This window comes from Collinsella sp. AM28-11LB (assembly GCF_003469895.1).
GTDB lineage: Bacteria > Actinomycetota > Coriobacteriia > Coriobacteriales > Coriobacteriaceae > Collinsella.
Window position 1 is genome coordinate 169,526 of sequence record NZ_QSKJ01000003.1, and the last position, 13,739, is coordinate 183,264.

At 55.5% G+C, this 13,739-nt stretch carries 15 protein-coding genes; 8 read left to right on the forward strand and 7 right to left on the reverse strand.

Annotated features, from left to right (window positions below; genetic code table 11):
• The first annotated feature begins 16 nt into the window (after nt 1-16).
• The 3 genes from miaB to hflX are packed head-to-tail and all read left to right on the forward strand — an operon-like array spanning nt 17 to nt 3,614.
• Entirely contained in the window at nt 17-1,387 is a 1,371-nt protein-coding gene (gene miaB, locus DW732_RS03600; RefSeq protein WP_118098789.1) for a tRNA (N6-isopentenyl adenosine(37)-C2)-methylthiotransferase MiaB, read from the forward strand.
• Complete coding sequence (gene miaA / locus DW732_RS03605) at nt 1,387-2,325, forward strand: tRNA (adenosine(37)-N6)-dimethylallyltransferase MiaA (RefSeq protein ID WP_118098791.1); 939 nt, start codon at nt 1,387-1,389, stop codon at nt 2,323-2,325. The genes miaB and miaA overlap by 1 nt, the downstream gene beginning before the upstream one ends.
• On the forward strand, nt 2,325-3,614 hold the full coding sequence (hflX, locus tag DW732_RS03610) for a GTPase HflX (RefSeq protein ID WP_118098793.1): 1,290 nt from the start codon (nt 2,325-2,327) through the stop codon (nt 3,612-3,614). Before miaA ends, hflX begins: the two co-directional genes overlap by 1 nt.
• Here hflX and DW732_RS03615 read toward each other — a convergent pair.
• Entirely contained in the window at nt 3,599-4,303 is a 705-nt protein-coding gene (locus DW732_RS03615; protein ID WP_118098795.1) for a heparan-alpha-glucosaminide N-acetyltransferase, read from the reverse strand. The genes hflX and DW732_RS03615 overlap by 16 nt on opposite strands.
• Nucleotides 4,303-4,947: a transcriptional repressor LexA gene (lexA, locus tag DW732_RS03620; RefSeq protein WP_147352259.1), complete on the reverse strand. Its 645-nt coding sequence runs from the start codon at nt 4,945-4,947 to the stop codon at nt 4,303-4,305. Before lexA ends, DW732_RS03615 begins: the two co-directional genes overlap by 1 nt.
• Nucleotides 4,948-5,110: 163 nt before the next feature.
• On the opposite strand from lexA, the gene DW732_RS03625 reads away from it, so the two are divergent.
• Genes DW732_RS03625 through dut form a run of 3 tightly spaced genes read left to right on the forward strand, consistent with a single transcriptional unit; the run spans nt 5,111 to nt 6,503 of the window.
• Nucleotides 5,111-5,560, forward strand: a complete 450-nt coding sequence (locus tag DW732_RS03625) for a LysM peptidoglycan-binding domain-containing protein (protein ID WP_158567339.1) — start codon at nt 5,111-5,113, stop codon at nt 5,558-5,560.
• Nucleotides 5,561-5,611: 51 nt separating this feature from the next.
• The gene (gene nrdR / locus DW732_RS03630) at nt 5,612-6,055 is read left to right on the forward strand and encodes a transcriptional regulator NrdR (RefSeq protein WP_117742760.1); all 444 of its coding nucleotides are present in this window, start codon (nt 5,612-5,614) and stop codon (nt 6,053-6,055) included.
• A gap of 4 nt (nt 6,056-6,059) precedes the next feature.
• Nucleotides 6,060-6,503, forward strand: a complete 444-nt coding sequence (dut, locus tag DW732_RS03635) for a dUTP diphosphatase (RefSeq protein ID WP_118098801.1) — start codon at nt 6,060-6,062, stop codon at nt 6,501-6,503.
• A gap of 391 nt (nt 6,504-6,894) precedes the next feature.
• Here the strand turns inward: dut and DW732_RS03640 are convergent, their stop codons facing one another.
• On the reverse strand, nt 6,895-8,196 hold the full coding sequence (locus DW732_RS03640; protein ID WP_118098803.1) for a glycosyltransferase: 1,302 nt from the start codon (nt 8,194-8,196) through the stop codon (nt 6,895-6,897).
• Nucleotides 8,197-8,314: 118 nt separating this feature from the next.
• Here DW732_RS03640 and DW732_RS03645 point away from each other — a divergent pair, with 118 nt between their 5' ends.
• Both DW732_RS03645 and DW732_RS03650 read left to right on the forward strand, forming a co-directional pair.
• A complete protein-coding gene (locus DW732_RS03645; RefSeq protein ID WP_118098804.1) occupies nt 8,315-9,253 on the forward strand; it encodes an NAD(P)/FAD-dependent oxidoreductase in 939 nt (312 codons plus the stop codon).
• Nucleotides 9,254-9,407: 154 nt separating this feature from the next.
• A complete protein-coding gene (locus DW732_RS03650; protein WP_199569733.1) occupies nt 9,408-10,019 on the forward strand; it encodes a DUF1836 domain-containing protein in 612 nt (203 codons plus the stop codon).
• Between the two features lie 71 nt (nt 10,020-10,090).
• Here the strand turns inward: DW732_RS03650 and DW732_RS03655 are convergent, their stop codons facing one another.
• The 4 genes from DW732_RS03655 to DW732_RS03670 all read right to left on the reverse strand — a co-directional run bounded on the left by DW732_RS03655 (nt 10,091) and on the right by DW732_RS03670 (nt 13,737).
• Nucleotides 10,091-10,957, reverse strand: a complete 867-nt coding sequence (locus DW732_RS03655; protein WP_118098806.1) for a DegV family protein — start codon at nt 10,955-10,957, stop codon at nt 10,091-10,093.
• 164 nt (nt 10,958-11,121) lie between these two features.
• Nucleotides 11,122-12,255: an NlpC/P60 family protein gene (locus tag DW732_RS03660; RefSeq protein WP_199569735.1), complete on the reverse strand. Its 1,134-nt coding sequence runs from the start codon at nt 12,253-12,255 to the stop codon at nt 11,122-11,124.
• A gap of 32 nt (nt 12,256-12,287) precedes the next feature.
• Nucleotides 12,288-12,818, reverse strand: coding sequence for an adenine phosphoribosyltransferase (locus tag DW732_RS03665; protein WP_118098808.1), 531 nt, complete (start codon nt 12,816-12,818; stop codon nt 12,288-12,290).
• A gap of 40 nt (nt 12,819-12,858) precedes the next feature.
• Entirely contained in the window at nt 12,859-13,737 is an 879-nt protein-coding gene (locus tag DW732_RS03670) for a MerR family transcriptional regulator (RefSeq protein WP_117735206.1), read from the reverse strand.
• Nucleotides 13,738-13,739: the final 2 nt, after the last annotated feature.

Consider the following 13,739-nt stretch of genomic DNA (forward strand, 5'->3'; position numbering starts at 1 on the left):
GTTAGGACTTATGCACATGGACCAGCGTTCCGAACGCGATATTCTTGCCGGTAAAACCTACTTTATCCGCACCTTTGGCTGCCAGATGAATCAGCACGACTCCGAGCGTGTGAGCGGTCTGCTTGATTCATATGGCTGCCTCATGGCGCTCGATCCTGCGCATGCCGATATCGTTGTCTTCATGACATGCTGCGTGCGCGAGGCCGCCGATACTCGCCTGTACGGCCAGTGCAACTCTTGCAAAAGCCTGCCGCCTTCGCCTTCGGGCAAACGTGTTGTTGCCGTTGGTGGTTGCATCGCACAGCGCGATGGCGAGGGTCTGCTTACCAACGTCGATAACGTCAACGTCATCTTCGGTACACATTCCATCGCTCATGTGGCCGAGCTCATTGCCGAGGCGTTCCTTGACGGCAAGCGTCATATCCGCACCAATGAGCATGAGGATACGGATGCCATGAGCATGCCGTGGCATCGCGAGACCCAGTATCACGCCTGGGTGCCCATCATGACGGGCTGCAATAATTTCTGCACCTATTGTATCGTGCCGTACGTGCGCGGTCGCGAAAAGAGCCGCCCCTTCGAGGAGATTGTCGACGAGGTGACCGGTTTGGTACGCCAAGGCGTGCGTGAGATTACGCTGCTGGGCCAAAACGTTAACTCATATGGTCGCGATCTGTTTGGTAAGCCGCGTTTTGCCGATCTGCTGCGTGCCGTGGGCGATTCGGGTGTGGAGCGCATCTTCTTTACGTCTTCACATCCCAAGGACCTGCTGCCCGAGACCATCGACGCCATGGCCGAGACGCCTGCCGTTATGCCGCAGCTGCACTTGGCCGTCCAGTCAGGTTCGACGCGGATCCTCAAAGAGATGAATCGCCGTTATACACGCGAGGACTATCTGGGCCTTGTCGATCGCATTCGCAACCGCATGCCCGATATCGCGCTCTCGACCGACATTATCGTTGGCTTCCCGGGTGAGACTGAAGAAGACTTTGAGCAGACGCTCTCACTTGCCGAGACGGTCCGCTATGCTCAGGCCTATACCTTCATCTATTCCAAGCGCGCCGGTACCCCGGCCGCCGAGATTGACGATCCTACGCCGCATGAGGTTATTCTCGAGCGTTTCAACCGTCTGGTTAAGGTTATCGAGACCACGGCACACGAGTATAACCAGGGTGAGCTTCATACTGTGGTTCCGGCGCTCATTGAGGGAACGAGTAAAAAGAACGACGCGGTCCTGCTGGGCAAGAGTCCCAAGAATCAGACCGTGCATGCGCCTATCCCCGAGGGTTACAGCATCGATCAGCTTGTTGGTAAGATCGTTGATGTTGACGTTGACGTTGCCAAGACCTGGTATTTGTCCGGCTCCGTTGTGGGCGAGCCGCGCTAATGGTTGCTCCCGGGGCAGGTCTTTCCGCCGTTGCGATCGTCGGTCCGACGGCGGTTGGTAAGAGTGATGTTGCCGACCGTTTGGCAGCCCGTCTTTCGTCCGAAGTGCTGTCGTGCGATGCGATGCAAATCTATCGCGGCATGGACATCGGTACCGCAAAGATGGTGCCCGATGAGTGCACGGCGCCGCTGCGTCTCGTCGACATTGTAGAGCCGGGTGTGGCATATTCTGCTGCGCTTTATCAGGCCGACGCTCGCGCGCATGTTGAACGTCTCCTTGGTTCGGGTTGCCTGCCGGTTTTTTGCGGAGGTACGGGGCTGTATCTCAAGGCCGCCCTCGATGAGATGGACTTTCCCTCGGGTGAACTTGAGGACGATCGTCGTGCGGGCTATCAGGAGCTTGCCGAGCGTATTGGCGAGGAAGAACTGCATGCCTTGCTTGCCGAGCGCGATCCAGAATCGGCTGCTGTTATTCATCCCCATAACGTGCGCCGTGTGATTCGTGCGCTCGAGATGCATGATGATGGCGTCTCCTATGCGCAGCAAAAGTCGCAGTTTAGTGTTCCGCACGAGCATTATCATGCCCTATGGTTTGGTCTGACGCGTAATCGCGAGGTGCTCTACGAGCGCATTAACCAGCGCGTCGATCTGATGTTTGAGCAGGGTCTTGTCGATGAGGTCCGTGGTCTTATGGGCCAGGGGCTGGGAGATGCCCTGACGTCGATGCAGGCAATTGGCTATAAAGAGATCATTGATGCTTTCAATGGCGTGATGAGCATGGATGAGGCTCGCGAACTCATTAAGATGCGTTCGCGTCGTTATGCCAAGCGTCAGCTTTCGTGGTTTAAGCGCGATGACCGTATCGTGTGGTTTGATATGGATGAATGTACGATCGATGAGGTCGTTGAGGATATCTTGCATCGTATTGAGGCTGCCTAATGCCCCGTTTCCCCCTTGTTCCCACGGCACCCGAGCCCGAGCGTGCCATTTTAGTTGGTGTTGAGTGGCGCGACAATGCATGGCCGCTCAATCGCTCGCTTGATGAGCTGGAGCGTCTTGCCCACACAGCTGGTGCCCAGTGCGTGGCACGCTTGTCGCAGCGTTTGGTAAAGCCGTATCCTAAATCGTTTATCGGTTCCGGTAAGGTTGAAGAGCTGTGCGGCCTGGTGCATCGCATGGATGCCGATGTCGTTATTTTTGACGACGACCTGACCCCCTCGCAGCAATCCTATTTGGAGAAAGCCGTGGGCGAGCCGGTAAAGATTATCGATCGTACTGCACTGATCCTGGATATCTTTGGCCTGCATGCTCAGACGCGTGAGGGACGCCTGCAGGTACAGCTGGCACAGCTTCAATATTTGTTGCCTCGCCTGCGTGGCATGTGGAGCCATCTCGCTAAGGAGCAGACGCGCGGCGGCATCGGCTCACGTTTTGGTCAGGGCGAAAGTCAGCTCGAGGTCGACCGTCGCCTCATTCGTAATAAGATCGCTGCGCTTCGTCGTGAGCTCAAGCAGGTTGAACAGCGTCGCGATGTTCAATCCAAGAGTCGCATTGAGTCCCCGGCGTTTCGCGTCGCGTTAGCCGGTTATACCAATGCCGGTAAATCGACGTTACTCAATCGTCTGACCGGCTCTACGGTACTTTCGCAGGACAAGCTGTTTGCTACGCTCGACCCGACGACGCGTTCGTATCGTCTGCCCGGCGGTCGCGGCATGACGATCACCGATACCGTCGGTTTTATTCAAAAGCTGCCGCATGGTCTGGTCGATGCCTTTAAATCGACGCTGTCCGAGGTATTGGGTGCCGATCTAATTCTCAAAGTCGTAGATGCGTCTGACGAGGACTATGAGCGGCAGCTTGAGGCTGTCGACCGCGTGCTTGATGAGATCGGCGCCGGAGAGCGTTTAACGTTGACCGTATTCAATAAAATCGATCTTCTCGACAGCGTTGATCGATTGAGTTTCCGTCGTCGTTATCCCGAGGCCGTTCTGTTTTCGGCTCAAACGGGCGAGGGGCTCGACGATCTCGTCGATCGCATTGCCCGCGAGGCGGCAGCCACCGATGTGCTGCTTTCCGCTGATATCCCGTATCGCGAGGGCGCCCTCATCACGCTGGTGCATGAGCAGGGGACCCTTTTGCATGAGGAATATCTTGAGGATGGCGTTCGTATTGTGGCGAAACTGCCGGCTCGTATTGCACCGCGGCTCGAGCGTTATCGTACGGAATAAACGAGTTCTAGTACGCCTAGAATGACAGGCTGATGGAGCAGGTAGAACGGTAAGGCATGCCGACCAAGGACTGTGAGCGCCGGGATGGGATTCGCGTACGCCCATTCTGGTGCTTCGAGGCTTGATGCTTGTGCTGCCTGGGCAGCAAAAAAGCCGGTAAGGTACATAAAGACAAACGGAATGAGTGGATAGTAGTCTCCCGATACAAAACGCGGGCCCGGAAATCCTAGCCATGCCAGGTAGGGGAGTGGGTAGACCGCTTTTGGAATGCCCCAGGTTAGGGCAAAAAGAACAAGGCACGCCGCGATTCCCCACGAGCCCGGTATTTTTTGGAGTAGCGGACGGGTTAGTGCAACCACAGCGGTACACGCCGCCATGCAATAAATGATGCCAAAGTTCACTGAATCGTCGACCGATACGAGCGTTGTTGCGATCCAGACGACCAAAGCTGCGGCAGCGTACTTGGCCGCTCGTTTAGCATTGTTGCGCGAAAGGGTGCACATCCAACCCGCGATAAACAAAAATACCCAGCTGATGCTGGCGCGCCAGATGTCTTGAAAGACAGTCTGGGTAAACCAGGGCATATCCCAGTCGTACAGATACGCGAGATCGTAGCAAGCGTGAAAACCTGCCATTGAAATCATCGTAAACCCGCGGACGGTGTCAAAGATGGTGATGCGTTTCTGCATTACGAGAACCGGCGCATCAAGCCGACGACTTTGCCCAGGATAACGGGATTCGTTGCATAGATAGGCTCCATGGTGTCATTCTCAGGCTGCAGGCGTACGCGTCCCTGCTCCTTGTAGAACGTCTTGACGGTCGCTGAACCATCAATCATGGCCACGACAATTTCGCCGTTCATGGCACTCTTTTGTTCACGGACGATGATGTAATCGCCATTGAAGATGCCGACATTGATCATTGAGCTCCCATGCACCTCAAGGATAAAGGACCCCTGATCACTGGCGATTTCGGTCGGGATAGTAAAAGTGTCTTCGATATTCTGCTCGGCCAGAATGGGGATCCCAGCCGCGACGCGACCAACGAGCGGTAGCGAGACAGTCCCGCGAGGTGCGGAGGGCTCGTCAGATTTAGAAATAGAGACAGAGGAACCGTCTTCGTTAAAGAGTTCCAGGGCGCGCGGTTTGGTGGCATCGCGCTTGAGTAGCCCGCGCGCCTCCAGGGCAGAGAGATGAGCGTGCACGGTGCTGGGGGAGGAAAGGCCCACGGCAGAAGCCATCTCGCGCACGCTGGGCGGATAACCCTTCTCCTGCTGATATTCCTTGATGAAGTCGTAAATTTGCTGCTGGCGCTTGGTAATTTTGCGAGCCATCAGGGCATCCTCTCTACCCATGTCAAACAAATGTTCGAATTTTGCTTGACAGGAACAACTGTTCGGAGATAATAATAACCGAACATTCGTTCCCGCGCCAGACATTTTTGTCCGCGCGGCTTGATAAAACTGTTCTCAGCAAAACACGCGAGAGGAGAACATGATGAATGTAACGAATATGGTCCAGGGAAACCTCGCCCTTAAGCTCGAGACGCCTGCAGAACCCACTTTTACGGTTGTTCAGGGTGGCCGCTCCGGCTTTCAGCCTCTGACCGTGCAGCCTGCTCGCAATCAGCAGACTGTAGCCGCGCCTACCCGCGCCGCCCTGAAGGTTTCGACGATTGTCGCCGTTGCCGTTGCGCTTACGCTCTTCTTTGTCCTCGCTACGTCTGTCTTTAGTGCTCGTCACGCCGCGTATGCTGAGTCCGTTTCCAACGTTACCTACGAGACCATTCGCGTTCAGCCTGGCGATTCTCTTTGGTCGCTTGCCGAGGAATATCCAATCGAAGGCCTTTCCACGCAAGAGACTTCCGACATGATTCGTAACGTCAATCATCTGGAGCATGGTTCGCTTGCCGCCGGTGCGCATCTTAAGGTTCCTGCTCGTTTGTAATCATTATCGCGTTGCGCATGGTACCCTTGTTATCGTTTAAGAGGAGGTACCATGCGCTGTCCCAAATGCGGCAAGGCACATACCCGCGTCGTTGATTCCCGTATGCAGGAGTCAAATAACACCATTAAGCGCCGTCGCGAATGTTGCTCGTGTAACTACCGCTTTACAACGTTCGAGCGATGTGAAGACCCAATTGAGGTCATTAAGTCGGACGGAACTAAGCAGCGGTTCGATCGCAATAAGCTGCTTGTCGGCTTGATGCGCGCCACCATCAAGCGTGATATCGACACTAAGAAGCTCAATGAGCTTATCGACGACATCGAGGTCGAGCTGCGCTCTCGCACGCTTACGGCCGTCACGTCGCATGAGTTGGGTGATATGGTGCTCAAACGCTTGGCCAAGATCGACAAGGTGGCGTACATCCGCTTTGCCTCGGTCTACCGTGATTTCAAAGACGTCGATGAGTTTCTGCAAGAGCTCGACAAGTTAAGGTGATTCCATGTCCAACATTACCGTCAACATAAAGCGTCTCGACCCCACCGTCGAGCTTCCCAAATACGCCCATCCCACCGATGCCGGCTTGGATTTGCGCTCCAACGAGGACTGCGTCCTGAAGCCCTTCGAACGCCGTCTGGTCTCTACTGGGCTGGCTATCGCCCTGCCCGATGGCTACGCCGGCTTCGTCCAGCCCCGCAGCGGCTTGGCCATCAAGCAGGGCCTGTCTATAGTCAATACGCCGGGTCTCATTGACGCCCACTACCGAGGAGAGCTCAAGGTTATCCTCATCAACCTGGATCCCACCAACGACATCCGAATCAACAAAGGCGACCGCATCGCCCAGCTCGTCATCCAAGAAGTCCCCACGGTCAACCTCGTAGAAGTAGAAGAACTAGACGAAACCGACCGAGGCAAAGGAGGCTTCGGCTCCAGCGGCGTCGCCTAGGGCGCTCGTATCCCTCCCGCCCGGGGCTTACCTATATCATTCCATGCTCAAACATTCTCGCGTCGCTTCGCTCGCTGCGAAACTGCGCGTGGAACGATATAGGTAAGCCCCGGGCGGGCGGCTACTCGCTTGAAACAATATTTACTTTTCTAGTAAGTCGATGCGACAAAGGGGCTGTCCCTTTGTCGCATCGGCTTACTGTATTTATATTTTCCTGTTTTGCCTTTGCAGGTTCTAATGGAGGGGATACCGAAGTAGCTGCTAATAAGTAAACGCAGCCGTTCTGCCGGAGCCGCCCTTATATCGTTCCACGCGCAGTTTCGCAGCGCAGCGAGAATGTTTGAGCATGGAATGATATAAGGGCGGCTCCGGCAGAACGGCGGACATTCGACTAGCGGATATGCGCAGGTTTTTCGCCCCAGTAGAAGCGGCAGAAGGCTCTTTTGCGCTTTTGGGGTTTGCCTACGAGCTCCATGGTTGCGATGGCTATGTCTTCGGCTGCGTGGGGGCGGCGTAGAACTTCGCCGTTGATGAGTAGGGCTTTGAGTGATTCGGGATGGTCGTGCAGGTGGCGCAGGGTTACGATGAGTTCTCGTGCGGTGGTGACATGCATACTGGCGCCCATGCCGGTGAGCATCGTGGTGTTGGCCTTTTCCTGGCCATAGGACTTGCCCAGCAGGATCATCGGCAGATGCGCGCACAGGCACTCGGTGACGGTGAGTCCGCCCGATTTGAGAATTGCAAGGTCGCAGCCGTGCATGAGGGCCGCCATGTCGTCCACGTAGTCCAGAACCGTGACGTTTTCGAGCTTCATGGCATCGAAGAGCGTCTTGAGGCGGTCGGCGTATTCCTCATCCTTGCCCGGCAAAAAGACAAAATGCATGTCCTCAAAGCTGCGTAGGAAGGGGAGGGTCTGGTCCATCTCCGCGCGAAAGCGGACGTACGGTTGAGGTAAACTGGCGCCGGCCATAACCAGCACGACGGTCTTGTCGGTGGGGAGGTTGAACTTGGCTAGCTCTTCCTCGCGATCGTAATCCGTGTCGAATCCGGCGCGAATAGGAATGCCGGTAATGCGAATCTTTGCCTCGGGCACCTTGCGCGGACGCAGCGTTTCGGACATAAATTCGTTGGCAACACAGAATAGATCGGTGTCCTTGTGGGGCCACCAGCCCTCGACTTCGTAGTCGGTCGGTACGCAGATGACCGGATAATCGATACCCGTAATTATGCGGGCACCCACGGCAACATTGGCTGCTGTGATGTGCGTTGCGACCACGGCTATGGGCCTGCGGCTACGAATATATTCGTTGAAGGCGGAGAACATAATTCGAGACCATGCCGTGCCGCCACCCCAGAGAAGATGTCCCGTAAGTGTATATCTCCAGGTCAGGTCGTAAATGGGGCGCGTGGCTCCCGTAAAAGAAGCCGCGGTCTTATTACCGTCGAATTTAATACGTCCAAAATCAAGGATATCGAGCACTTCAATCTCAACATCCTCGGGGATGCCATTGGTGCCGCGGATGAGGTTGAAGGCCTGCGCAATCGCATTTGCGGCGGCCTTATGGCCTGAGCCGACCGAGGCGTGCACGATGGTCACGAGAGGTTTTTGCTGAGCCAAGAGCGCTGTTTGCTCCGATTGGGGAGTGCTGTGCGTGAGCAGGGGAGCGTCGTCGCTCGTCTGCGTTTGATCCATCGATAACTCCCCTTCGACGTTGTAACACGGATTTATCATTGTAGTGCATGAGTGTCATGTTCACGTAAATTTGGGTATGAGCGCAAAGAACGTCAATGTTTCGACGAGAGGATGTTCCATGACTACCGATCAGCCGATCGATGTTGCGATTATCGGTGGCGGCCCCGCGGGCTATGCTGCCGCCATTTACGCTGCGCGTGCCAACCTGACGACGACCGTGATTGAGCAGGGCATGTCGGGAGGGCAGATCGCCACAACCAATGAGATCGAGAACTATCCGGGCATTCCGCTCTTGAGTGGCGCTGAGCTTGGCGAGCGATTCCAACAGCATGCAGAAGGCCTGGGAGCTCAGATTGAATGGAGTATGGTGACAGGCGTCGATTACGATGCCGATGTGGCTCAATTTACCATCCATCATGATATGGGTGACACGGCGGCCAAGAGCGTCATTGCGTGCATGGGTGCCACGCCGCGCCCGGCAGGTTTCGCTGGCGAGGATACGTATCGCGGTCGTGGCGTTTCATATTGCGCAACATGTGACGGCATGTTCTTCCGCGGCAAACAGGTCTTTGTAATCGGTGGTGGCAATTCGGCATGCGAAGAGGCGCTGTTCCTGTCAGACATTGCCACCAGCGTGACCATCGTGCTGCGCCGCGACCAGTTTCGTGCGCCTGACGGTGTTGTTCAGAAAGTGCTCGAAAAGGACAATATTAAAGTTAGGTACCAAACTAGTATTGTGGAGCTCTCGGGCGAAGCCATGCCAACGACGATCACCTTTAAGGACAATGCATCCGGTGAGACTCATACCGAGTCATTTGAACCTGGCTCGTTTGGCATCTTTGTCTTTACGGGGATGCTGCCGCATACCGAGCTGGTTGAGCATCTAGTCGATCTGGCTCCTGACGGCGGCATTGTCACCGACGATTCGATGGCCACCCGTACGCCCGGCTTATTCGCAGCCGGCGATATCCGTTCCAAGCGTTTACGCCAGGTTGTGACCGCCGTTTCGGACGGAGCCATAGCGGCAACGAGCGCATACGCGTTTCTCCGTGGATAAGTACGATAATATATCTTATGTAAAGTTGTTATCAATTTACTAATTGGCGGGACAGATGCATCAGTGCACTGTCCCGCCAATTTTCTTGGCGGCTATGTGGTATGCATAACTGGGAAATCTAGAATACAATATTGAAAAGGAACGGAGGACCTTTATGAACCACGTTAACCACGTTATTCCGATGTCCGATTCGTCTGTCAGCATTAAGCCTGAGGATATTCAGCCCACGGTGCTGCCCGATGCATTTATTCAGTCCGATATCGTGCGCAAACTCAATACGTTGAGTCTGCCGCGCTATGAGCAGTTGCCCAATGTGACGCTCTACCGCGACCAGGTTATTGAGTATGTTGCGCTGTGGATGGATCCGCTGTCCATTTGCGTTGAGCAGCCTGTCATTACGCCATCGATGATCAATAACTATGTGAAGGTCGGCCTGGTGCCCGCTCCGGTCAAAAAGCAATATGGCCGCGAGCAGATTGCCTGCCTGATCGCTATCTGCATTTTTAAGCAGGTGCTACCTATTGCTGCGGTGCAGGCACTCTTTAACATTCAGCGTTTGAGCTACGATGCCCCGACGGCCTTCAATTATGTGGTCGATCAGCTCGAGGCGTCGATTCGTTCGGCGTTTTCCGTCGAGCAGACACCGGTTTCCGATACCGCGCATCAGGTAACGCGTGAGTCGCTGCTTGTGCGCAGTGCGGTATCGTCCTTCGTTTCGAAGGCGTACCTGATGAGCTATCTCAAGTTCAACGGGTTTAATAGCTAGCCGTCGTATAAAACGGGCGGGATAAAGAGCGCTGGCCCCTTATCCCGCCCATGAGTTTGTCTTGATGGACATTATCGGCCCGAAGCCACGCCCATGCCGTAGCCGATAATGAGGCCGTGCATCTCGGCATAGTATGAATCTAGCCCGTTACAGGGCATGATGGTGGTCTTGGAGCCGGGCCAGTGTTCCGCAATGCGGCTGGCAAGTGCCTGGGCGCCCGCCTCATTCTCGACATGGTCGATAACGACCTCGCCGCCCGTAAAACCCTCGGCTTCCATGGTGTCGATGATCTTGTTGAACATCTTCTTTTCGCCGCGCGTGTGCCCGACGAGTTCGATTTTACCGGCCTCACTCGCCGTGCCCAAAATGCGGATATTGAGCTTGTTGGCAATGACGCCGGCTGCCTTAGGGATACGTCCGGCCTTGGCGAGGTTTTCGTAATTGCACAAGCTGAAGAGGATTTTGCTGTTCTGCTCAAGGCTATCGAAGTATGCGCAAGCATCCTCGAATGAGACATCCGGATTGCTTGCGAGATAACGGTCGAACAGCAGGAAGATCAGGTCCATTTTGCCGCCAGCTGCGCGTGAATTGACAAGATGAATATTGCGGTCCGGTTCCTCGGCAAGAACCATATCGCGAGCCGTGGCTGCCGCGTTGTAGCTGCCCGACACGCCTTCAGAGATCGGCATGCAGATGGTCTTGTCTGCCAATTTGAAGAGCTCGACCCACTCCCCTACGCTGGGACAAGCGCTCGAAGAAGCGCTCGTCTCCGCCTGAACAGCGCAGTTGAGCTCATGAACGTCGAGCGAAAGATCATCGACGAATTCACGCTCCCCCACTCGAATTTTGAGGGGCGCAAATGCAAAGGTGGTATGGGGTGCGGTTGGTTGCCAATCGCGGAGGTTGCAGCTTGAATCTGAGATAAGTGCCCAGCTCATAGAGGGTCCTTTCTAATTGCTCCCATATAATTATAGCCTTCTTGCTAACCGATTGGGCCGCTATCTAGTATTCAAAACTAGATAGCGGCCTGCACTAAAGGCAAAAGAATGGACCCCATGACTCAAAGCCACGAGGTCCATATCCGTTTGCTTTATCTGAATACTTAGTAGCGTACGAAGATATAGTTGTTGTTCATGCCGGCGGCAACGGAGCTGATGATAACACCCGTGTTGTAGTCGGAAGCATGAATCATCTGACCGCCACCGATGTAAATGCCGGTGTGGTACGAGTTGACCACAACGTCACCGGGCTGCGGATCGGACACACGCGTCCAGCCCATAAAGGTGCCCGTGGTGCCCAGGCGACAATAGCGACCAGTGAGGCAGTAGCTAACAAAACCAGAGCAGTCGAAGCTGTTTGGGCCAATTCCGCCCCAGGAATAAGCACAACCAAGCTTACTGTATGCACGCGAGACAACAGAACCGCCATCGACGGACTGGCTCGGAACGGAAGGCGCCGGAGCCGGAGCCGGAGCGGGCGTCGGGGGCTGCGGCGTCGGAGCAGGTGCCGGCGTAGGAGCCGGAGTGTTGCCGCCCTGGTTGCTGTTATTGCTGGTCTGGCCACCGTTGTTGGTGTTCTCGGTCGTACCGGCAGTCTCGTTGCTCACCGTGGCCTTCTCGGCGGTACTGGCGTTGATGCCGGCCTGCAGCGCGGCGTTGGCCTCGGCCTCGGCGGCAAGCTCAGCCTGCAGCTGAGAATCCAGAGAGTTTACGACGTTCTGGGCTTCAGCCTGCTGGGCGTTAAGCTCGTCGACCTTCTTTTGCGTGGTGGCGACGTTCTTCTCCTGCTCGGCCTGCTTATCGGTGAGCTGCTGCTTAAGCTCCTTAACCTCTTGAATGGTCTGAGCCTGCTTATCGGAAACTTTGCCGTAGTAGAACAGACGGTTGAGCATATCGCTCAGGTCATCGACGCCGGTCAGAACCTGAAGCAGGCTCAGACCGCCGGTTTTGTACTCGCCGGCGACATAGGTCGAGAGCTTGGCCTGACCATCGGCGATCTCCTGCTGCTTTTGAGTGATCTCGCCAGCAGTCTGGTCGAGCGCCTGCGTCTGCGTGGCGAGCTCATCGTAAATCTGCTGGGTTTGGGTACCGATCTGCTCGAGCTTCGTACGAGCAGCGGCAAGGTCGGATGCGGTATCGGCGTAGGCAGGAGCCGCGAGGCCCAAGCCCAAAACACAAGCGAGGGTTGCCGTAGCAGCGCAGCGTGCCATGTTTTTGTACGTGTTTGCTGTGCGCATGTAGCTTCCTTTCCAGTAACTAAGGGTAACGGCTAGTTCACCGTCACCAGGCTAAAGAGCTCCACATCGTCATCAGACGGCGTGAGCTTCTCGCGCGGGTTGAGAAACGCAAGCTCAAGGATACAACCGTAACCGACAAGCTTTGCGCCCATATCTCGCACCAGTTTACCTGTTGCCTCGACGGTTCCGCCCGTCGCGACCAAGTCGTCCAGAATCAACACGGTATCTTTAGAGCTGATAGCGTCGGCATGGATCTCAATGGAATCCGTTCCGTATTCGAGCTCATAGCTCTGGCTCACGGTCTCGCGCGGTAGCTTGCCCGGTTTACGTGCGGGAACAAAGCCGGCGCCAAGGGCTACAGCCACCGGTACGCCAACCATAAAGCCACGGGCCTCGGGGCCAACGACCTTAGTAATGCCCATGTCGGCAAAATGCTCGGCCAGCGCATCCACCATGGCATTCAGTGCCTCGGGATTGCCAAAGAGCGGCGTGATGTCTTTAAAGATGACTCCGGGCTCGGGATAGTCGGGGATGTCGACGATTTGAGATTCGAAGTCGTACATTGCATGACCTTTCAATGGGTTGCCGGATAAGCGGTAGCTGTTATTTGCCCGCGGTGACAGTGTCGGATTGCGAGGGGGCGACGACCTTGAGCGGCTTTACGAGAGAATCCTCGTGTGAAGCCGGCGCGGCAGCTTCTTCGTTTTTGGCCTTGGTGGACTCGGAGCGAGCGATTTCCTCATCGAGTGCATCGATGTCGGCATCCTCGACCACGGCGTTGAGCGACTCAAAAACGCGGTTCTTGAGCAACGCGGTGTGCACGCCTTCCGTCAGGTCGTGAAGCTTCTTAAACGCACGCTCGAGCTTGGCGTCGCGCTCGTCATCGGAGGTATCCATGCCGAGCATGCTTACGAGCACTTGCTCAAACATCGAGGATTCGCGGTTGGCGGAAGACACGTACTGACGCAGGTTGCGCGGCTCGATATGGAAGCGTGACAGCTCGGAGCAGTAGCGGATGATCGGAAAATCGCGACCATCGACGAGTTCACGGTTCTGCGGACTTTTGATGATGCGAATGAGGTCGTTCTCGGCGAGCGAGCGGATAAACGAGATCTCGACGCCCAGCATATCGGGAATGGTCTCGATGGGATGCAACTTTTGTTTGGTCTCCTTGGGCTCTGTCTTAAGCGGAACATCGGACAGCAAGCCCACCTCGTAGGCGAGCGTTGACAGGTCTGTGGCGTTTTCCAAGCGCTGCTTAATCACGTTGAGCGGCATATAGCGGGTCTTCTGCAGGTGCAGGATGACCTCCAGGCGGTCAACGTCCTCCTTGGAGTACTGACGGTATCCCTTAGGCGTACGATGAGGGGTAATGAGCCCCTCATCTTCTAGAAATCTAATTTTTGAGTTCGAAAGATCGGGGTATGCGCCTCGAAGTAGGTTGACGACTTGGCCGATACTCAGATAGTTGCGTTCGGCCATGC

Coding starts and splice junctions, on each gene's coding strand:
- miaB (WP_118098789.1), top strand. CDS start 17: ATGGACCAGCGTTCCGAACGCGATATTCTTGCCGGTAAAACCTACTTT.
- miaA (WP_118098791.1), top strand. CDS start 1,387: ATGGTTGCTCCCGGGGCAGGTCTTTCCGCCGTTGCGATCGTCGGTCCG.
- hflX (WP_118098793.1), top strand. CDS start 2,325: ATGCCCCGTTTCCCCCTTGTTCCCACGGCACCCGAGCCCGAGCGTGCC.
- DW732_RS03615 (WP_118098795.1), bottom strand. CDS start 4,303: ATGCAGAAACGCATCACCATCTTTGACACCGTCCGCGGGTTTACGATG.
- lexA (WP_147352259.1), bottom strand. CDS start 4,947: ATGGCTCGCAAAATTACCAAGCGCCAGCAGCAAATTTACGACTTCATC.
- DW732_RS03625 (WP_158567339.1), top strand. CDS start 5,111: ATGAATGTAACGAATATGGTCCAGGGAAACCTCGCCCTTAAGCTCGAG.
- nrdR (WP_117742760.1), top strand. CDS start 5,612: ATGCGCTGTCCCAAATGCGGCAAGGCACATACCCGCGTCGTTGATTCC.
- dut (WP_118098801.1), top strand. CDS start 6,060: ATGTCCAACATTACCGTCAACATAAAGCGTCTCGACCCCACCGTCGAG.
- DW732_RS03640 (WP_118098803.1), bottom strand. CDS start 8,196: ATGGATCAAACGCAGACGAGCGACGACGCTCCCCTGCTCACGCACAGC.
- DW732_RS03645 (WP_118098804.1), top strand. CDS start 8,315: ATGACTACCGATCAGCCGATCGATGTTGCGATTATCGGTGGCGGCCCC.
- DW732_RS03650 (WP_199569733.1), top strand. CDS start 9,408: ATGAACCACGTTAACCACGTTATTCCGATGTCCGATTCGTCTGTCAGC.
- DW732_RS03655 (WP_118098806.1), bottom strand. CDS start 10,957: ATGAGCTGGGCACTTATCTCAGATTCAAGCTGCAACCTCCGCGATTGG.
- DW732_RS03660 (WP_199569735.1), bottom strand. CDS start 12,255: ATGCGCACAGCAAACACGTACAAAAACATGGCACGCTGCGCTGCTACG.
- DW732_RS03665 (WP_118098808.1), bottom strand. CDS start 12,818: ATGTACGACTTCGAATCTCAAATCGTCGACATCCCCGACTATCCCGAG.
- DW732_RS03670 (WP_117735206.1), bottom strand. CDS start 13,737: ATGGCCGAACGCAACTATCTGAGTATCGGCCAAGTCGTCAACCTACTT.